The organism is Bacillus sp. Au-Bac7 (assembly GCF_021341655.1).
Taxonomy (GTDB): domain Bacteria; phylum Bacillota; class Bacilli; order Bacillales; family Cytobacillaceae; genus Niallia.
In genome coordinates this window covers 71942-92221 of sequence record NZ_JAJTTG010000002.1, presented here as the reverse complement: position 1 = coordinate 92221, position 20280 = coordinate 71942, and the positions used below count along the sequence as shown (strand labels likewise).

The following is a 20280-nucleotide window of genomic DNA, read 5'->3' as shown; positions in this document are numbered from 1 at the left end:
GCAGAATAATAAACATTGTGAATACAAAAAAGAGAAGTAATTTGCTAGTGCAATCACTTCTCTCTTACTCCTCTAAAACTATTAGCTATCCAATCCAACATACTCAAAGTAAGCAAAATCTGCATAAGAGCTCGCTTTTCGGTCCATATCATGGACAGCAATCCCGACAAAGTTCCCGGTAAATCCTCCAGATAGGAACATCACATCTTGGGCTGCTCCGATTTCCTGCCAAGCAGAGATATGTTCCATACGATAATAAAAATTAGCAACAGGTCCATTCACTTCCACCTTAAGCTCTACCTCTCCTTGTTCAAGCTTTACAATCACTGGATTTAAAGTAAATTCGCCATCTGCGCATTTCATTAAGCGAATGACGCGGCCGTGTGTTTCATCAAATGTTAAGTAGGCATACAAATAATTAGTATCGTTGAGATACAAGAGTAAACCTGCCATTTGGTTATATGTTTTTGGAGTGTAGTCTAACTTTGTTTCAGCGCTAAAATGAAAATCCTTTTGGCGGACGGCGAGTATATGATGCTCAAATAAGGATTGAATCGAGTCACCAGAGGACATTCGTAAATACCCATTACGGCTCTTTACATCGCACCATGTTTCATCTGCCAAAATCCGCAGTGTATTCCATTCTTTATCGAGATTACCGTTAAAATCATCTTTAAAATCGGTACTTTTTCTTTGATCTACTTCATTTACAGTAACGATTTCTGTTTCTAACAACGGACCATTGCCGCCGTCTTTTGTCCAATAAACCTCCTGGATGGCAGTTTCGCGTCCCAATATAGCGGCATTTCCTTGCAGGGGCCGCGTACATAAATAGATCATATACCATTCTCCTGTTGGCGTTTGAACGATGCTGCCATGACCTGAACACTGCAAGGGGGAGTCTGGTTTATCCCTTGCTGTCAGCATCGGATAATGAGGATCCACCTCATATGGACCTGTAATTTCCTTCGATCTGCATACTGTCACAGCATGGCCTGACCCTGTACCCCCTTCTGCGGTAATTAAATAGTAATAATCACCATGATGGTATAGATGAGGCGCTTCTGTTTTAGCCAATTCTGTGCCATCAAAAATTTTATAAACAGGTCCTATTAATGCTTGATTCTCACTATCATATTCTTGCATCACAATTCCTGCTGATTTATTTCCGGTTGTCATGCGATAATCCCAAATTTCATTTAACAACCACTTCCGTCCATCTGCATCATGGTATAAGGATGGATCAAAACCGCTGCTGTTTAAATATACTGGCTTCGACCAAGGCCCTTCAATACTTGGGGCAGTAATTAAATAATTGTGAGAATCTTTAAATGGCCGCTTCGTACTTTTCACATCTGTATAGAGGAGATAAAATAATCCCTTATCATAACTAATTTGCGGAGCCCAGATACTTCCGTTTTGGGGGTTTCCCCGTAAATCGACTTGATAGGTTAAAATATCTGTCTTATGCTCCCAATTGACTAAATCCTTTGATTGATAGATACGTACTCCCGGCAGCCATTCAAATGAAGAAACAGCAATATAATAAGTATCCTCGACCTTCAGGACATTAGGGTCTGGATTAAACCCGGGCAATATTGGATTTTTGACTTTTGATCGATACATAATCTGCTCCTTCTCCATTCTTTATTTTTCTAAATAAACATAAGCTTGCAGCTATAAAAAAGAGAAAAGCTAATGGGAAAGCAATAAATTGGGTTCCAATTAAAGTTGTCAGACCGGCTGCCAAATAAAGAAAAGCTGCCCACTTAGGATACCTGTTTTTCCAGATGCATACTGTCGCTGGTAAAGTTAAACTAAGCACAATCAATAAGGTAACGCCAAACCATACAGCCAGTGCTTTCACTGCTGTGAAACTCTCAGACAGATAGTTCGTTGAAACATCCTCCTGCAGAATCGGAAAGACTGTGTCTGCAAAAGTTTTTTCCTCCATGGTCGTAATGGTTAAGGAAAAACCGCCCAAAAGAATGACACAAAGAATAACACCTGCCAAGCCAATGATTACTTCCCATTTTCGCTTCATTCTTCAAACCCTTTCTATTCCATAAAATTAATCCAATCCAACATGACTAACTCTTTTTTAGAGTAATAGATATTTTTATATTCTTTAAACATAACCGTTTTTCGGTTGTGATGATTATCCCAATCATCCCATCTCGTTGGATGAATATGTGCGCCGATACGACAATTGGCAAAAGTAGTTTTTGCAAACGAACGCCATGGTCTTCCTAAAAACACATTTGCAACGTCTTCTTCCCCTGTTAAATAACAGTGTTCAAAATGGAACCCCTTCTTGCCTTCAGGAGTGGAGGCTGCCGTTATAAAGCCTTCGGCGTTATTCGGCCTTCTTAATGATTTAATTTCACAGCTTTGAAATACCGCTGCACCACCGCCAAAGATAAAATCGACTGTACCCTCGATATAACAATCGCTAAAATGACAGCTGTGCTCATCTAAAGATGTTTTGATTTCAGGAGTGGAGAATAATTGTCCGTTCTTTTGCAGGGGCGGCAATGGCCCGAGACAAATCGTGTCCTGATAACCTCTAAAAGAACAACTCTTGAACATAACATTAGTTCCTTCATTATAGAGAGCTACCGCCTGCCCCACCTTCTCTCCTGGTCCTGCATTATTAATCATGTCAATATTTTCGATTGCTATATTAGATCCATTGATAAAAAAAGTGGCTGTTTGAAAGGTTCCTATTTCCTGCTGCTGCTCATTTTTTTGTAAGGCAAACCGATTGCCAATAATTCTTACCGTTCCAACACCAATTATGGAAATGTCTGATTGATACAGAAGGATGTTTTCATAATAGTCTCCACTCAAAACCGTTAGCTCAAATGGTCCTTGTTCATCCTGCCAATAATCTAATGCAGATTGAATACTGGAAAAATCACAAAATTCATTTCTGCCAACAATTAACCTCTTTAAAGATGTTTCTTTAAGAACTTTTTCCATAATGCCCTCATCTCCCTTGTTTCTTGATGCCCTCCTGTAAGCATAAAGCCTTCAAAGTTTTGAGGAACGTGTTGGTTTGTATATGTTTTCTGCAGTTGTTCGTTTAAATATTTGGCACCTTCTATTGGACACATTCTGTCATCCCTGCCTGCCAGGCTTAAGCGCGGCCTTGGCGCTATCAGCTCTTGAACTCCTAAAGTGGAAAAACACTTTAAAAACCGAGGCACATAATAGTAGAAACCGTGATGATCCAAACCGCGTTTTTGAATCAGTGTCTCGATATGAACCTGACCAGCTATGTCAACAGACACTTTAATACGGTCATCAAGTGCAGCTAACCACCAGCTCATCAAACCGCCCATAGACATACCGATGGTTGCTAGTCTGCTAGAATCTACATCCGGCCGGGTTTCTAAATAATCAAGCAGTGTCAAGTTATCGTATAAACGCATCCCCCACAATGTCTGGCCATTTAAGAGCATCTCTTTAACAAGTTCACTTTCCTGTCTCCCTTTTCGCTCATTAAATCCCCACATATCAATGCAGCAAACAGCAAAGCCAAGCCCTGTAATCTCTTCTACAAAGGAGGGATTTTGTAAATACGTACTGCTAGTTAGGAGTTCTTCTTTCCCTTGATCAAAATTCCCGCCATGGGAGTGATTAAAGATAATTGTTGGTAGTGCGCCGTCTGCGTTCTGCGGTTTGGCAAAATAGGCTGGCACCTTTTCGAAGCCATTTAATCCCAGCATTAAACTTTCCAATATATATCCGTTTCGTTCCTCCAGCCTAACTATCTCTGCAGATAAGGCTTCTGGTTTTGAGCGTTCTCCTAAAAGTTCAAATAATTTCCTTAGCTGTTTGTCTTTCACTTGACCTCCACTTCTTTAAGAAGTTCTTCTTCCGCTTTAGTATTCTTGGACTTACAATGAGTTACCTCAATATCCTCTGAATATTCAATATGGAAGGCTGGGCCTTCATGGTTCTCAACTGACACGCGATTAAACAAGACATCTTTGGCATAGCCAACATAAAAACCGCGATTATTCATATCCTCAATTCCAGCCATCATTGCCGGTTTCCCTGTAATAGCATTTTCAGCCATGGAGATATCGATATGATTAAAGCTGAGTTCTGACACATACTGTTCCGCTAACCCATAAATAAAGCCTGCTGCTGCATGGACATTGCGAGCTGTAATATGGGAGAAATGGATCCGTCTAAACATCGGAGTCTCCTCTGTTATTGGGTAAGGATTTTTATCCCATACATATTTATCTTTTCCGCGGGGACCACAGAAATAATACAAGTTTAATATAAACGGACACATTACTCTGTCCATCACAATATTATCAACGCGAATGTCCTCTACTACACCGCCGCGTCCCCGGCGTGATTTTAGGCGAATCCCTCGATCTGTATCTTGAAAAACACAGTTACTAATGGTCACATTGCGGATATCACCGCTCATTTCACTGCCCAATACAACAGCTCCATGCCCATGAATCATCGTACAGTTTGAAATCGTGATATTCTCGCAAGGAACACGTTCTGCTGTATCTTCTGTTCCGGATTTAATGGCGATACAGTCATCTCCTACATCAATGTGGCAATTGCTGATTCTTACATTGGAGCAAGATTCCGGATCAATTCCATCTGTATTCGGTGAGTCTGACGGATTAAAGATCGACACATTATCAATGGTCACATTGTTGCAACGGATTGGATTAACCGTCCAGCTTGGTGAGTTAATTAGTGTCACATCTTTAATGGTGATATTTTCACATCCATCAAAACTAATAAGCTTGGGACGTGGATAGGCGAGCTTCTCCCGTTGGTTTCGGAATATGTCCCACCACTCCATTCCATTTCCATCAATCGTTCCAAATCCAGTTACAGAAATGTTTTTTGCATTTTCAGCATACAAACAAGATGCATAAACCTCTCTTTTGACACCTTCCCAACGAGATGTTACCACAGGGTAATGATGCTGCTTGTTGGAAAATTTCAATACAGCACCTCTCGACAAGTTCAATTCAATATTGTCTTTTAAAAATAACGCTCCGGTTAAGTATTCACCTGCAGGAATATTTATCGTACCACCGCCATTTTCATAGGCTTCATCAATCGCTGTTTGGATAGATGTGGTACATAATTCACCATCCTTTAGTACTTCAATCCCTTTTATCGTATAAGTTGTCATGGCTACACCTCTTTTATTACTTCTTCAAATTCAGCTAAAGCCTGCAAAAAAGCTCCCAACCCTTTTTGGTCGTTACAAATAATCGGTTCACTAATATAATAGGCATACGAGCCATCCCTTTTATCAGCACCGCCTAGTCCTGCAACTTGGCAAGTTTTATTTAGATTCACCCAGCCTTCCTTCGTTAACAGAACAAATTCCTCTAATAAGCCTTGATGAGATTTCTTTAATTGTGCTTCCCATGCTTTTCGATTCAAAACTCCTAAACGGATACCTTTTGCTATCGCACACACATACATACTGCTGCATGACGCTTCTAAGTAATTTCCTTTTTCATTTCCTTTATCTGTTACCTGATACCAAACACCGCTCTTCTCATCTTGGTAGTTTACTAGTGCTTGCAGTGTGTTCTCTAAAATTCGGACAAGATAATCACGGCCTAACGTTTTTTCCGGAAGTATTTCCAGCGTATCGACTACTGCTAACAAATACCACCCTATCGAACGGCCCCAGAAATTTGCTGACAATCCTGTTCTTTGATCGGCCCATGGCTGCACTTTTTGTTCATCCCATGCATGATACAAAAGCCCTGTCTCTCGATCTAGTAAATGCTCATAGCTTAGCTTAAACTGCCGAATGATATCCTCTAAACCTTCCCCATTAGCGAAAGTTGTCTGATACTCTGCATAGAAAGGAGAGCCCATATACAATCCGTCCAGCCAAATTTGGTATGGATAAATTTGTTTATGCCAGAATACACCTTCAGATGTGCGCGGATGTTCTTCTAACTGTCTCCGCAATAGTTCACAAGCTTTTTTATACTTCTCTTCCCCGGTTTCTCTATATAGCACAAATAGAAGCTTTCCATTGTTAATGTGATCAATATTATATTCCTCTAAGTGATAGCCTCTTATGGAACCATCTTCCTGTACAAAATAATCTATATTGTCCTTAATAAAGTTGAAATACTTCTGTTCTCCCGTTTGCCTCCACACTTTTTCAAAGCCTTTTAATATAACTCCATAATCATAGGACCATTTTCCATTGTTGCCTCTGTCTTCATATAAGCGGGGCAGTCTTTCCATAATGGAGTTCGCTGTTTTAACAGACCAGTTCATTTTCATGTTCTACTCCTTTTCTTTCAGAAGTTAACTTTTTAATTCACCATTCAATGGAGAAAACCATTAATTTGTAGCTTTATATGCTTCCTTATATTCTTCTTTGATTGTTTTTCCTCCTTGTTCATTCCAATTCTTAACTGCTTGCTTAAAGTCAGCTAGGGAGATTTCACCTAAGATATATTGATAGGTAGCGTCCGTAATAATCTTTTGTAATTCAGAACCTTGAGTTGTAAAAGTTGGAGATTCTAATGGAACTGCAGGATTCATCAGGGCGTATTCTGCGTTTTCAGCTATTTTTTCATCAGCTTCGGCCTTGATTGGGTTAGGATCCTTCAAGTTGTAACCGGTTTCATTAGGTCGCGAAGATGCAAATGGCTGAACTTCCTGCTGCCATAAATCCTGATTAATAATTTCATAGGCACCATCATCGTTAAGCTTATAATGGGTACCTTCAATTCCATATGTCATTAATGTATAGTTATCTTCATCTATTAAATCATTAACAAATTTTAATAGCTTTTTCAATTCCTTTTCATCCTTAACTTCTGAACGTGGAAATGCTAATAATCCGCCAATCCCATTACCTCCAGACCAAATCGCTCTATCAGAATTAGACGCTGATGTCATATCGTTAACTAGAGCAAGTTCCATATTATCCTGGATTCCTGCTGCCATTGTTTCGAGATTTTTCGCGTCAAATAAGGCACCAACATAAATACCTCCTTTTCCTTGAGCAAAGTTTTGCTGCTGGTCAGTCTTCGCTGTTACAGCAAAATCTTTATTTATCCAGCCATTTTCATATAACTTTTTCATATAATCCATTGTTTCAATGTATCCGTCTGTTTCAAACTCTGCTACAAAGTCGCCTTTGGAGTCCACTTCCCAAGTGTTTGGTGTTCCAAAATAAGAACTTACTGTTTTGAATACGCCATACACTAAATCACTGCGGTCCATGAAACCAGTTGTATCATCTTTACCGTTGCCATCTGGGTCGTTCTCTGTAAATGCTTTTGCAACCTCCATTAATTCTTCTGTTGTTTTAGGAACCTCAAGACCTAAGTTATCTAACCAATCTTTACGAAGAACCACACCATTTCTTGCTAAGTCTTTTTGGAATGGTACACCATAAAGCTTCCCCTCTGTAGAAGCTGATTTTAGCATATCTTCGGGAATGGCTTTTAAGTTAGGGAATTCATCTAGATACTCTTCAATATTCCAGAACATACCAGATTTCAGTGCGTTTCTGACTGAAGAATTTTCTAAAATCGTTAACGTAACAATATCTGCCAAAGAGTCTGAAGCTAATGCAGTATTTATACGTTCCTCTTTTGAAGCATCGGGAATCCACGAGAATTTAATTTCTGTATCCGTTTTCTTTTCAAGTTCATTTAATATAGTATCTGTTGGAGGTGAAGCGGTATGGAGAATATTCAGCCAGGTGATCTCTGCTTTGCCATTATCCTTTTCACCATCTGCTGAATTATTGCTAGTTTTTGCCCCACTGCATCCTGCAAGCAGCAGCATGCTTGCAAGACTAACGCTAGCTAACTTTGATACCATTGGTTTTTTCATTACAATTCTCCTTTTCATTTATATTTGCTTCTTTAGCATCTTCGATTTCCATTCTGGTAAACACTTGATTGGCAGTCCAAGTGATTAGGAAGAAGAGGAAACTTACTCCAAAAAAGGTTAAAACGCCTGGAAAAAAAGTGATCGCTGCCCAATAAAGTACACCTGCCACTAGAAAAAAGATCAGCGAATATTGCAGACAGGCTATGCCAAATAGAAAGGACATCTTTATTTTCAAGAATATTCCATTCCAATTATAATGGGCCATAATTGGAAAGATATATACGAGAGATAACAAATAGATGCAGCCTACAATCAATAATGCCACTCTTAAGTACCAATTGGTCACGGTCAATAAGTCGACAACTAAAACAAAGCCAACAAAAAGATAAATCCAACTAATGATAACCGATTCCTTAAAGTTTTCTTTATAATACTGCCAATAGGTCTTAAAAACAGGGACGCTGTTTCCGCGAATCCATTGCCGGCATATACTAACTAAGGCGTAAGTAGAAGGGCCGATCCCAAACACACCTAATCCTAATAAAGTAAATAAAACCCACAATATATTTACATAAACTAAATTTAGGATGCTGGTAAAAATGGAATTTATTTTTTCTACCGATTTGAGCATCGTAGTCCCCTCTTTCTGGAATTATTAGTACACGCCATCTTCTCCAAATTTTTTAGCTAGTTTGTTAGCTAAAATAACTAATATCAATCCAACAATACCTTTAAATAAACCTACTGCTGTACTAAAGCTTAGCTGCCCATTCTTCAGCCCAGCTGTATAAATATAGGTGTCGAATATTTCAGCAACACTTCTGTTTAATGAATTAAGTAAAAGATACATATGCTCAAAGCCTAAATCTAAGGTACTTCCGATTTTTAAGATTAGGAGCGTAATTATAACAGGACGAATCGCTGGTAGCGTAACATGCCAGGTTTTTCTTAAAACACCAGCACCGTCCATTTCAGCAGCTTCATATAATTGTGTATCAACAGCAGTAATAGCAGCTAGATAAATAATCGTTGACCATCCTAATTCCTTCCATATTATTTGACTAATATAAACCGTTCGTGTCCAATCGGGGGACGTTAAAAAGCTGATTTTCTCAAATCCCATGGTTGCTAATAATTCATTAATAACCCCACCATCTACATTTAAGAAAACATAAGTGATGGATACAATGATTACCCAAGACATAAAGTGCGGAATATAAATCAAGGTTTGGATTCCTGATTTGAAATATTTGTTTTTCACTTCATTTAGCATGAGTGACAGGATAATCGGTAATGGAAAGAAGATTACAATATTTAAGGCAAACAAAATTAACGTATTATTCAATAACATGAAGAAAGTAGGTTCCGTAAATAATCGGATAAAATGTTTAAGACCCACCCACGGACTTTCCAGAATTCCTAAGTATGGTTGATAATCCTGAAATGCGATGATAAGTCCCGCCATCGGTAAGTATTTAAATATTAAAAAATAAAGCACTCCAGGGAAAATCATCAAATATAGGAGCTTATTCGTTTTTATCCCTGCCAGGATCTTTTGCCTCCGCATTACTTTTTCCTGCTTAACAGACAAGGTTGGCAAAGTATGATTTGGGTTCACAGCACCTCCCATTTTACTCCTCCTTTAATTGTGAAATATCTTTCTGGTTTAAGCTTACTGAATCTAAATAATTACGTACATAATCATTTTATGATTACGCTTACAAACTTTGTTTTACCAACGTTTGTAACGATAATATTTGATTTTGATTATCCTTCTTTCCCTGAAATGATTATCCTGTTTTTTCTCTTCACGAACACATAGAAAGCGTTTTCTTCATTCTTTTTTATCAATGTAGGATAGTGATTATATACGTAATATTATTTTGAATGATAAGGTAGGCTTATCTTTAAACTGTAAATGAAGGAGGATTTATATGATGAAAACAAAAAAGAAAAAAATGACTAAAGGAGGCCGGGCTTTTTCCATAATTAATGGAACGATATTAATTATTATCGCACTCATTTGTTTCCTCCCATTTGTCAATGTGATCGCCAGTTCGTTTGCATCCACACAGGAAGTGGTAGCGAGAAAGTTTATCTTATTTCCTCGTACCTTCTCTCTCGATGCTTATCGGTATATTTTATCAACTCCAACTCTATTTAAATCTTTAGCCGTTTCGATTGGGGTTACTGGTATTGGAACCTTGGTGAGTATGGTTCTTACTGCTTTAATGGCATATGGTCTATCCCGGAAATATTTATTCGGAAGAAATTTCGTTAATTTCATTGTTGTGTTCTCGATGCTGTTCAGCGGAGGAATGATACCAACCTTCTTAGTTGTTAAATCAGTCGGATTGATTGATTCTTATTGGTCTTTAATTCTGCCAGTCGCCATTAATGCTTTTAACCTTATTATAATGAGGAATTTCTTCCAAGCCCTTCCCGATAGTTTGGAAGAATCTGCGAAAATGGATGGCTGCACCGATTTTGGTGTATTCTTAAAAATCATGCTGCCTCTTGCCTTGCCATCCATTGCAACTATTTCCCTCTTTTATGCAGTGACCTATTGGAATACGTATATGACAGCAATCTTATACATCAATGATTCCTCTAAATGGCCGATTCAAGTATTATTACGCCAGATAGTTATTGTATCTAGCGGTATGCAAGCCGAGGGTTCCTCTGTAGATGTGGTTCCTCCTGCTCAAACAATTAAAATGGCTGTCATTGTAATTGCAACGGTTCCAATGCTTATTGCTTATCCATTTGTACAGAAGTACTTAGTAAAAGGTGCCTTGGTTGGATCTGTCAAAGGGTAATGTCTAACAAGAAAAAGCTTCTGGAAGCGCAGCAGAAGCTTTTTCTATTGTATTCTTTAGGAATGCCGATATTCTTTTCGGTAGTCCCCTGGCGTTATGCCCAATTTCTTTTTAAAAAAACGGATAAAATTTTGCGGGTTCCGATATTTCAAACGCTCTGCGATATCTTTTATCGCTAAATCTGTGTCTTTTAACCAGGTTTGAGCCATTTGTAAACGATAATTCATTAAATAATCCACGAAGGTCTGCCCATATTCTTTTTTAAAGACATTGCTTAAATAGTTAGGATTATAATGCAAGCGGTCAGCAATTATATCAAGAGATATCTCCTCATCAAATTCCGTTTGGATAATATAGACCATTTTTTCTGACAGAGATTTAAAGCCACGCTCTGTTTTATCTTGCGTGCTAATGATTACTGGCTTTATTAAATCAATGATTAGCATTTGCTTAATTTTTTCCGGATGATAGACTGTTATCGCTGCTTGATACATCTTTTTTATATTTTCAAAGATTTTTGATTCTGCACCTAACAGCTGGCCTAACTGGACTAACTCATTTATGACTCTTATTAAGGTAACTCCTAAGCTTATCGGGTTTTTATTTAAGCGAAAAATTTCGTCCACTAATACTCCAACCATCGCAATGACAACTTCTTCGTCCCCCGACCGGATCGCATTCATTAACTCATTCTGTAACTCGACAGGAAATTTTGAAATGGACGCATCATTTAGAATCGAAGCGATATCATAATAGAATATAATCGATTCTGAACCAACATTCACGCGATAATGAAGTGATTCTTTAGCTAAGTCCACTGCCTTTTTACTTTCTATTAAAGTATCATAAACAGGGCTTATACCTGCGCTTATCACAATATTCAAGTATTTTTTTACAGCTATTTGAATTTCTTCATAATACTTCATAATCCGCCGCTCAGCTTCTTGGTCCTCTTTATCAAGGACAAAGATGACTGCTTGCATCTCATCATTTAAAACAATCGGAATTAATCGTTCCGTCTTCGGAATCATTTCTTCCACAATATTATTAATAGCCAATAAAAATATGTTTCTATCGTCCATTAGCTGTTCATCTATGCTGTCTATTTGAATTAACCCAGTATAAAATACCTTATTTTCATCGAAATGGTAACCAAACTGCTCCAGACGGTGAATGACCTCGTTTTCTGTTATGCGTTTTCTAAATAAACTCAAAACAAATAAGGTTTCTAACTGTGGTTTTTGCATGGTAAGACTTGCTGTCAGAACCTCTTTTTGTCCAACTACTCTTTCTACAGATTCTGCTAACAAGGAAAGTTCATTTTGCTTAAGATTTACCCTTTGAATGTCTAGCTTGTCTTGGATTCTTTTTATCGGACGTGAAAAGGACTCAGCTAACAGAAAAGAAATGAAGCCAACAAGCAGAACTAAAATTGCTGATGCAATCAAAAGCCCTATTCGCGTATTATGGATGATACTTCCTATTTCCCCCTCATTAATCTCTACTATGTAAAGCCAATGATTATAATCTGAGCGGGTAAAAACGTATTTTTTGCCGTCTTCAGTATCTATTACACTCGAACTTTGTCCATTTTCCATTGCAGCTGCTGTTAGTTTTTTAGAGCTTTCCTCCGACAACTTCCTATCATTTCCTGTACGTGAATAAATCAACTCTTCCTTTTGATTATATATTTGCACCAGTTGTTTATTATCACCAACGATCTTATCAATGCTTAACTTGGGAATATTGGCTATTCCTAACGCAAATTTTTCACTTTGATAAATAGGTAAAGTCATAACCATTTGAATACCATTCTTGATTGGTTTCCAAAAAAGACTTCTGCTCGAATCAGATACATAATCTTTTTGATAAGTTGTTACTTCATCCTTCGGCAGAGTTTTTAAAGAACCTTCGATAATTCCCCAATGCTCTGTTAAGCTAATCAAACTATAGTGACTTCCTTCAATCCCCATCATTTCGATATAGCTCATTTCTTTTTTGATATCGCGATAAACAGAGAAATCTTTTCCTGATAATGGATTATTAAAAATATTTTCAAAATTGGAAGTGGAACTGTATGCCGTAAATCCATATTCGATTGTTCTTACCTTCTGTTCCACGTTCTGAAGGATTTGGTTTGTATAATTTTTCTTATCTGTTAAAAAACTTTCCTCAACAGATTCGTAGGTAGAGTTATAAATAAAAATACTAAACCCTGCAACAAGTCCGACTCCTACTAAGAAAAACGGAATAAAAAGACTGTAAAACACTCGCGTTTTTTTAAACAATACCATCACTCCTTCATTAAAATTCCTCGCAACTTGTAAGCGTTATCATTTTATAATACCTTAATTTCCATCATATTAGGAGGTCTAATTAGCTTTCTTCATATGCCACTAGTCTATAGTAATCCAGTTTTCTAATTGTAATTGACATTTAAACCTTTAAATTATAATATGTAAGCGTTAACTCATAATTCATAATTATCAAAAACAATCGTACTAATATGATTATACATAATAGTGTTAACGTGTGCATATACCTAATTTGAAAAAATTGGATAAATAATAAGAAGAGGTGGTATAAATGCGAAAAAAAGCAACTATTTTCATAGCTGGAGATTCGACAGCTGCGATTAAAGTACCGGAAAAGCGACCAGAAACAGGCTGGGGTGAAGCCTTCCAAGCTTATGTTAAGGAGAATGTCAGACTTGATAATCGTGCGATTAATGGCAAAAGTACGAAATCATTCATTAAGGAAGGTCATTTAGAAGCAATTGAAAAGAGCATTAAATCAGGAGATCACCTGATTATTCAATTTGGCCATAATGATCAAAAACTTGAAGATCCTGAAAGAGGTACACATCCTTATGAAGATTATCAACAAAACCTACTTAAATATGTTCAGGTTGCACAAAGTGTAAATGCCCATCCCTTATTATTGACATCTGTTACTAGACGCAATTTTGTTGGAAATAAGATTGCCGAGAACTCAGTTGGCGATTATCCAAAGGCAATGATTGAATTTGCCAAACAAAACAAGGTGCCAGTACTGGATATTCATAAAATAACTCGCGAGTTTTTGAATGCTGCCGGTGAAGAAAAATCAAAGGATTATTTTTTACATCTACCTCCTGGCCAATCTGAAAACTATCCAGAAGGTATTATAGACAATACCCACTTTAATGAAGCAGGAGCTGCAATGACAGCTCAATTAATTGTCGCGGCAATGCAGGAAAGTAATCTACCGATAAAAGAATTATTAAACGGCTTAGATACTTCGGACAATGAAAAGCTCAGCGGTTTTCTCCACAACTAGGAACTTACTTTAAGTTTTTCACCTATCATTTTACCCCTCTTCTCAAAATATTTGATAAAATATCTTTAAGGAACAAAAGCTAATCTTAAAAAATATTTAAGGTGACAAACATGAATATAACCCAGCTTCAATATTTAGTGGACGTCGGAGAACTAGGCTCCTTTACTGATGCCGCTAAAAAGAATTTAATGACAGTCCCAGCAATCAGCCTCTCGATTACGCAATTAGAGGCAGAATTAGACGTATTGCTGTTTACACGTTCACGAAAAGGTGTAACCCCAACAGCGGAAGGCAAAAAAGTTATCCAGCATGCTGTTACCGTTTTGAAAACAATCGACAGGCTCAAATATGATATTGCTGTTTCAAAAAACAATCAGTACGGAAATATTGTTATTGCCACGATTCCCGGGCTAGTCTCACAAATCATTAATAATACCCTCGAATTCCGTGAAAACTATCCTTATATTAATGTCCAGGTGATGGAGGAAGATACAGCTGCAGTGCTCGAACAGGTTAAAAACGGCCATGCAGATATGGGATTTGTTTCACTTGGATCAAACAATCATGATGTGGCTTTAGATTGGGAACCGATTAAAAGGGTCGAAGTGGTGCTTGCCGTGAATAAAAGCTCTATCTTGAGATTCAACAATAAAATCTCTCTTGACCAAATCATTAACGAAATGAATGAATCAATTGTCCTGTACAATGATCCTTATTTGAAGAAAATTGCCGACGATTTGTTTCCAGATAACTTGAGGAACAGGATTGCATTGACAACAAATAATGGGGACGTGCTTTTACAAATGGTGCTGCAACGGAATGCGATCACGATTACAAATGACTATATTATTCGAGCATTGCCGCCACATCTAAAAGATGAGGTGGTGACGATTTCTATCAATGAGTATCTTACCCTTTCTAATTATTTATGGCGTGTGACACGAAAAAATGAAAAATGCCCAGAAATGATTGATCAGTTTACAGAGCATCTGTTGCAGGATTTAATATAGCAAAAAAGCCTTCCGAATTCGGAAGGCTTTCTATTATATTAATTTCCCAAGAAATCAGGGTCCATAAAGCGAGGATTTGGGTACTTATAGAAGCCTTCTCCTGTTGCAACCCCAAGTTTACCTTTGTCAACATACTCTGTTTTCAAGAGCTCTGCCAACTTTTTGAATTCTGGATTTCCTGTTGCTTCTGCTTTGGCTTTCACAATATTGTAAGATGTAGTGATGCCGACAACGTCAAGGATTGCAAAAGGTCCTTTTGGAGCGCCAGTAGCAATCATCCATGTTTTATCGATAGTTTCAACGTCAGCAACCTCTCTTGACAAAAGCAGCTCAGCAGCGTCTAAAAGTGGCACAAGCAAGGAATTCAAAATATATCCTGGCTGCTCCTTATGTAGAGGCAGCGCCACCATTCCAATTGCTTTAGCAAAGTCGACTACTTGATCAAACACTTTCATGTCTGTTCCTGGATGCTTCATAATCTCCGCTGTATTGTTAATCCAAATCTCATTAGCAAAGTGAAGTGCCAAAAACTTCTCTGGACGCCCAGTTGCTTCAGCAAACTGGCTCGGCAATAATGTCGATGAGTTTGTGGCAAAAACAGTTTTTTCTGGTGCTACTTTGCTAAGATTTTGATAAAACTCTGTTTTTATTGGCACAATTTCTGGTATTGCTTCAATTAGTAAATCTGCATCAGCAGCTGCTTTTGCCAAGTCACTGTAATAAGAAATACGGCCAAAGGCTGCATCTACCTGCTCTTGGCTGGCATTTAGATCCTTCTGATAACGACCTTTTAATATGTTGATTTTTTCCTTCGCTGATTGCAGTGCTTCATCATTAATATCATAAATTGTTACATTGAAACCGTGGAAAGCTGATTGGAAAGCGATTTGGCTTCCTAAAACCCCGCTGCCTGCAACTGTGATTTGTTTGAATTCCATGATTTATACCATCCCTTTGTACAATTAATAAACTATTTAGTACTACAATACTATTTTAAAATAGATTATATATTAAATAAAGTTAATAAAACTTAATTTACTTTAAGTTTTATTTAAGATAAGTGCTGTCTTATTTCTTTACGGACACTGTTGGTGTAGAAAACCTTAATATATGTATAAGCTGTTTTCCCATATAATCGGACTGTTCCTGAAAATCACTGTCGATCCACTGCAGCAGAATGCCGATTATCCCATGAATTCTATAAGTAGAAAAAAGGTTGATATCAATATCAGAATCTACATCATCTGTGAAGAACTCAAATTCGGACCTGAAAAGCTGATCTAGCCTGTTAATCATTTTTTCCTTAAAGGAATAATTTGTTTCAGGAGACAGCATCAGCTTGTAAAACTCCTTATGCTCCAAAAAATGATCAAATAATACAATAGCGTTGGCAGACAGCTTGTGAAAATCAATGATAGATAAATGCTCATATGGCTTTTTATATGCTTCATCCATCAACTCAAACATGTCCTCTATAATCTCATCTAAAAGCTCTTCTTTACATTTATAGTGTGCATAAAAGGTGCCTCTATTATAATCTGCAGCATGAACAATTTCAGTGATGGTAATATCTTGAAAATGCTTCTTTTTCATTAATTCCAACAACGCTGCCTTGAAATTTTCAACTGTTCTTTTAACCCGTTTATCTGGATAAATAGTAGACAATGGAAGGACTCCTTTAATAATTTTACTAGACAAATGATTATCATTTGTATGTTTTCGTACATATTCATTATTATTGCATATTGAAGCCCTTTCATAAATAATCTAAGCTTTAATTGCAGATAAATATAATCTAAAACTCGAAAGGATTGATATAGTATGACATTTCCTGTACTAGACGGAAAAGTTGCCATAGTAACTGGTGCTGCAATGGGCATGGGTCTTGCAACGGCAAAACTATTTGCAGAAGCAAAGGCAAAAGTGGTAGTAGCTGATTTTAATGAAGAAAAAGGACAAGCAGCAGTAGCTGAAATCGAAGCTGCTGGCGGTACAGCTTACTTTGTAAAGGTTGATATTTCTAAATCAGAGCAAGTCCAAAACCTTGTTGCAAAGACAGTAGAAAAATTCGGCCGTCTTGATGTTGCAGTAAATAACGCAGCATTAACTCCAGACAATGCTCCAGCGGCTGAATTTGATGAGGCATATTGGGACAGATTAATCTCTGTTGATTTGACTGGAACAGCTCTTTGCATGAAATATGAATTACAGCAAATGATTAAACAAGGTGAAGGCGGCAGCATCATCAACATTTCTTCTGTGAGCGGATTCCGTCCTCAGCCGAACAATATTGCATACGTGGCTGCAAAGCATGGCGTTGTTGGAATGACAAAGGTTGCTGCATTAGAAAATGGCGACAAAAATATCCGTGTCAACACAGTTGCACCAGGTGCAATCGATACACCAATGCTGCGCGGCTCCTTGGAAGAAACAGGGCAGACAGAAGAAGAATTCGCTCCTCAGCTCAGCTTGTTAGGAAGATTTGGCCAACCGGCTGAAATCGCACAAGCAAGCCTATGGTTAGCTTCCGACCAATCATCTTATGTAACAGGAACAACTATCCATGCTGATGCTGGTTATACAAGCAGATAATCATACGAAAGCAGCAGCTCCATCATCGAGCTGCTGCTTTTTTTCCTTCATCAAAGGACATTTTTAACCTGCTTTGTGTAAAAAAAGCGGACAATCGCAAAGTAAATTATTTGGATTAATGTAAATACACCTAGTACTGCTGTGGATATTTTTGTTAAATCATAATAAAATAAATGTGATAACGCTGTTAGTGCAACTGCCCCATGAATCAGTGCCACCAAAATCGGCGTAAAGAATAGAATTGCCGTTTGTCTTGTAAGAACGTTCTTCAATTCTTTCTCTGTTAATCCCATTTTGGCAATAGACCGAAACTTCTGTTTGTCTTCCTCTAAATCTGCGTACAGTCGGAAATATAGAAAGCTTCCCGCTGAAACAAAAAAGACTATTCCAATAAACAAGCCTACAAATAATACTAAGCCATATTGCTTATTGAGCTGATAGATACTATAATCCTTAGCAGAAAATTCATAAGGAGGAACTACTTCTTCTATCTTTTTGGAAGCTGCTATAATATTGTCTTGCCCTTCTGTGACTTGCCATGCATGATAGCTCTCCTCACTTAAAGGAGCTGGCAGTTCCTCAAAGTCCTGGTCAGAAACTACATAATAAGAATCCGTTGCTGGAAGGGCTCTGGAATAAATCACTTCTTTTGGAACCAAGGATGTACCTGAATTCAATTTTAACGGTTGTTTAAGTAATTCTTCCGTTTGGCCAAATTCATTGCCGGTAAATTCAACTACCTTAACCTCACCTTTGCCAATATTAATTGTGTTTTCTCCCAATAAAACAGCAAATCGATTAAATTCTGTTTCACTAGTTATAAAGATATGATCTTGTCCTACCTCATAATAGCGGAGCTGGGTTTGCTCATGATTTGCTTCCATCTTTTCTTCCTTGATTGTTTCATTTATAAAAGCAACATCTTCCTTGTCTTGATCTACCGTTATATAGTCAAACGTATAAGGATTGTTATTTTTCAGCCCTGCCGTTAGGAAGGTTTGAAACCCAAACAATGTTCCGATTGCACTAAAGGCTACTGTAGATATAATGGCAACCATAAAAAAAGTACGGGCATTATCCTTCATCCGGAAGGATAAATCAGAAAAAAGAATCATATTTGTTTTTCGCCAGAATATGTTGTTGTTATGTTTCAATCTGCGGATGATATATACACTCAGCTGTGTAAACAACAGATAAGTACCGATAATTACGACTATTACTACTGGCAGCATCGCGACAATCACGACAGCACCTTCTACTATTAGAGCAGCTGCATAGCCAACTCCAATCAGCAATACTGCAGAAATCGTTAAAAAGATATTAGCTTTTGGTTCACCTTTTGACTTCTTATTTCCTTTGATTAAATCGATGAGCTTGCGACTGCGTAGTATATAGGAAACAAATAACGAAATAAACAAAAACAACAATATAAACGAAAGAAATGTGATGATAATGGCTTGTGTAGGAAAATAAAAGTTTAGCGCGTCATCCAAAACAAGCACATTTTCTGCGATTAATAATATCACTTTAGAAAAAATCAATCCTAATAAAATACCGCCTAAGGTTGCAAAAAAACCGATTACCATGTTCTCCATGAATATCATGAGACGAACTTGCCTAACGGACATCCCTTGCATCATCAATAACCCTAACTCTTTCTTCCGGGTGCTCAAGAAGGAACTCATAGAATATAGTATGAAGAAGAAGGAAAAGACATAGATGATTCCTCCTGCAATATTCATCCCTTGTTGTACGGAGGAATTCATGTCACTTCCAGATATAACGTGATGGTAGGCGAAAATCGCAAATGTGAAGAATACCATCACCGTAAACATACTGCTTAGGAAGTAGGCTGCATACAGTCGTTTGTTGCGGATAACATTATTAAACGCGAATCTGCGAAAGGTCATGCCCATCTCCTCCTAGTAAAGAAAGTGTATCAATTATTCTTTGGAAGAAGGCTTGGCGATTATCGCCGCGATGAATTTCCGAATAAAAATTGCCGTCCCGAATAAAAATTACCCGATTACAGTAACTGGCTGCTTGCGGATCATGAGTCACAAGTAGCATCGTTGTGCGCTCCTGTTTATTTATCGTTTCCAGCATTTCCATGACATCTTTGGACGACTTCGAATCTAAATTTCCGGTTGGTTCATCAGCAAGCAGCAATTTAGGGACATGAATCATCGCCCTTGCCACTGCTGCCCTTTGCGCCTGACCTCCAGAAATCTCATAGGTGCGCTTATTCATAATAGCGGTAATCCCCAATTTTCCCGCGATTTCCTGTGCCTTTTGTTTCATCTCTTTTACTTTTTTGCCATCGAGTGTCAACGGAAGAACAATATTTTCTTCTACCGTTAAGGTATGCAGCAAATTAAAATCCTGAAATACAAAGCCCAGCTCCCGTCTGCGGAATTTTGCCAGCTCCTCTCTTTTGAGCTGATGCGGATTATTACCATTGATCAATATCTCGCCAGTCGTTGGCTCATCAATTGTTGCTATCATATTTAAAAGAGTCGTTTTCCCACTGCCAGAGGGTCCCATAATTCCTACAAATTCGCCGTTTTCAACAGATAAATTTATATTATTTAATGCTTTATAAGCAATTTTGCCTTCATATATTTTACTGACCTGGTTCACTTCTAACATCACAAGATCTCCTTTTC

General features: G+C 37.8%; 18 protein-coding genes. 4 read left to right on the top strand and 14 right to left on the bottom strand.

The genetic code is table 11. The annotated features are described in order from the left end of the window. Positions 1 to 81: 81 nt before the first annotated feature. From LXM54_RS08970 to LXM54_RS08930, 9 genes are read right to left on the bottom strand one after another with little or no spacing between them, the layout of a single operon-like run. The gene (locus LXM54_RS08970; RefSeq protein ID WP_233314879.1) at positions 82 to 1626 is read right to left on the bottom strand and encodes a glycoside hydrolase family 43 protein; all 1545 of its coding nucleotides are present in this window, start codon (positions 1624 to 1626) and stop codon (positions 82 to 84) included. Next, entirely contained in the window at positions 1583 to 2044 is a 462-nt protein-coding gene (locus LXM54_RS08965) for a hypothetical protein (protein ID WP_233314878.1), read from the bottom strand. Before LXM54_RS08965 ends, LXM54_RS08970 begins: the two co-directional genes overlap by 44 nt. A 14-nt stretch (positions 2045 to 2058) precedes the next feature. Beyond that, on the bottom strand, positions 2059 to 2982 hold the full coding sequence (locus LXM54_RS08960; protein WP_233314877.1) for a pectinesterase family protein: 924 nt from the start codon (positions 2980 to 2982) through the stop codon (positions 2059 to 2061). Then, positions 2952 to 3851 (bottom strand): dienelactone hydrolase family protein, encoded by a 900-nt coding sequence (locus LXM54_RS08955; protein ID WP_233314876.1) that lies wholly within the window; start codon positions 3849 to 3851, stop codon positions 2952 to 2954. Before LXM54_RS08955 ends, LXM54_RS08960 begins: the two co-directional genes overlap by 31 nt. Next, a complete protein-coding gene (locus tag LXM54_RS08950) occupies positions 3848 to 5182 on the bottom strand; it encodes a glycoside hydrolase family 28 protein (RefSeq protein ID WP_233314875.1) in 1335 nt (444 codons plus the stop codon). The genes LXM54_RS08955 and LXM54_RS08950 overlap by 4 nt, the downstream gene beginning before the upstream one ends. Positions 5183 to 5184: 2 nt before the next feature. Beyond that, the gene (locus tag LXM54_RS08945; RefSeq protein WP_233314874.1) at positions 5185 to 6306 is read right to left on the bottom strand and encodes a glycoside hydrolase family 88/105 protein; all 1122 of its coding nucleotides are present in this window, start codon (positions 6304 to 6306) and stop codon (positions 5185 to 5187) included. A gap of 60 nt (positions 6307 to 6366) precedes the next feature. Next, positions 6367 to 7893, bottom strand: coding sequence for an extracellular solute-binding protein (locus LXM54_RS08940; RefSeq protein WP_233314873.1), 1527 nt, complete (start codon positions 7891 to 7893; stop codon positions 6367 to 6369). Continuing rightward, on the bottom strand, positions 7844 to 8506 hold the full coding sequence (locus LXM54_RS08935) for a YesL family protein (RefSeq protein ID WP_233314872.1): 663 nt from the start codon (positions 8504 to 8506) through the stop codon (positions 7844 to 7846). Before LXM54_RS08935 ends, LXM54_RS08940 begins: the two co-directional genes overlap by 50 nt. 24 nt (positions 8507 to 8530) lie before the next feature. Further along, positions 8531 to 9442 carry an ABC transporter permease gene (locus LXM54_RS08930; RefSeq protein ID WP_282581473.1) on the bottom strand — a complete coding sequence of 304 codons (912 nt, stop codon included), beginning with the start codon at positions 9440 to 9442 and terminating at the stop codon, positions 8531 to 8533. Between the two features lie 367 nt (positions 9443 to 9809). Here LXM54_RS08930 and LXM54_RS08925 point away from each other — a divergent pair, with 367 nt between their 5' ends. Beyond that, positions 9810 to 10694, top strand: coding sequence for a carbohydrate ABC transporter permease (locus LXM54_RS08925; protein ID WP_233314870.1), 885 nt, complete (start codon positions 9810 to 9812; stop codon positions 10692 to 10694). A 56-nt stretch (positions 10695 to 10750) separates the two neighbouring features. Here LXM54_RS08925 and LXM54_RS08920 read toward each other — a convergent pair whose 3' ends face one another. Further along, entirely contained in the window at positions 10751 to 12982 is a 2232-nt protein-coding gene (locus LXM54_RS08920) for a helix-turn-helix transcriptional regulator (RefSeq protein WP_233314869.1), read from the bottom strand. A 298-nt stretch (positions 12983 to 13280) separates the two neighbouring features. Here LXM54_RS08920 and LXM54_RS08915 point away from each other — a divergent pair, with 298 nt between their 5' ends. Together LXM54_RS08915 and LXM54_RS08910 are read left to right on the top strand one after the other, a co-directional pair. After that, positions 13281 to 14012 carry a rhamnogalacturonan acetylesterase gene (locus tag LXM54_RS08915; RefSeq protein ID WP_233314868.1) on the top strand — a complete coding sequence of 244 codons (732 nt, stop codon included), beginning with the start codon at positions 13281 to 13283 and terminating at the stop codon, positions 14010 to 14012. Between the two features lie 110 nt (positions 14013 to 14122). Continuing rightward, positions 14123 to 15022, top strand: a complete 900-nt coding sequence (locus tag LXM54_RS08910; RefSeq protein ID WP_233314867.1) for a LysR family transcriptional regulator — start codon at positions 14123 to 14125, stop codon at positions 15020 to 15022. Between the two features lie 38 nt (positions 15023 to 15060). On the opposite strand, the gene LXM54_RS08905 is transcribed toward LXM54_RS08910, so the two are convergent. Together LXM54_RS08905 and LXM54_RS08900 are read right to left on the bottom strand one after the other, a co-directional pair. After that, on the bottom strand, positions 15061 to 15960 hold the full coding sequence (locus tag LXM54_RS08905; RefSeq protein ID WP_233314866.1) for a 3-hydroxyacyl-CoA dehydrogenase: 900 nt from the start codon (positions 15958 to 15960) through the stop codon (positions 15061 to 15063). A gap of 130 nt (positions 15961 to 16090) precedes the next feature. Beyond that, entirely contained in the window at positions 16091 to 16687 is a 597-nt protein-coding gene (locus tag LXM54_RS08900) for a TetR/AcrR family transcriptional regulator (protein WP_233314865.1), read from the bottom strand. A 156-nt stretch (positions 16688 to 16843) separates the two neighbouring features. On the opposite strand from LXM54_RS08900, the gene LXM54_RS08895 reads away from it, so the two are divergent. Continuing rightward, a complete protein-coding gene (locus LXM54_RS08895) occupies positions 16844 to 17614 on the top strand; it encodes an SDR family NAD(P)-dependent oxidoreductase (RefSeq protein WP_233314864.1) in 771 nt (256 codons plus the stop codon). Between the two features lie 50 nt (positions 17615 to 17664). Here LXM54_RS08895 and LXM54_RS08890 read toward each other — a convergent pair whose 3' ends face one another. Further along, complete coding sequence (locus tag LXM54_RS08890) at positions 17665 to 19524, bottom strand: ABC transporter permease (protein WP_233314863.1); 1860 nt, start codon at positions 19522 to 19524, stop codon at positions 17665 to 17667. Next, positions 19499 to 20263 (bottom strand): ABC transporter ATP-binding protein, encoded by a 765-nt coding sequence (locus LXM54_RS08885; RefSeq protein ID WP_233314862.1) that lies wholly within the window; start codon positions 20261 to 20263, stop codon positions 19499 to 19501. The genes LXM54_RS08890 and LXM54_RS08885 overlap by 26 nt, the downstream gene beginning before the upstream one ends. Between the last annotated feature and the right edge of the window lie 17 nt (positions 20264 to 20280).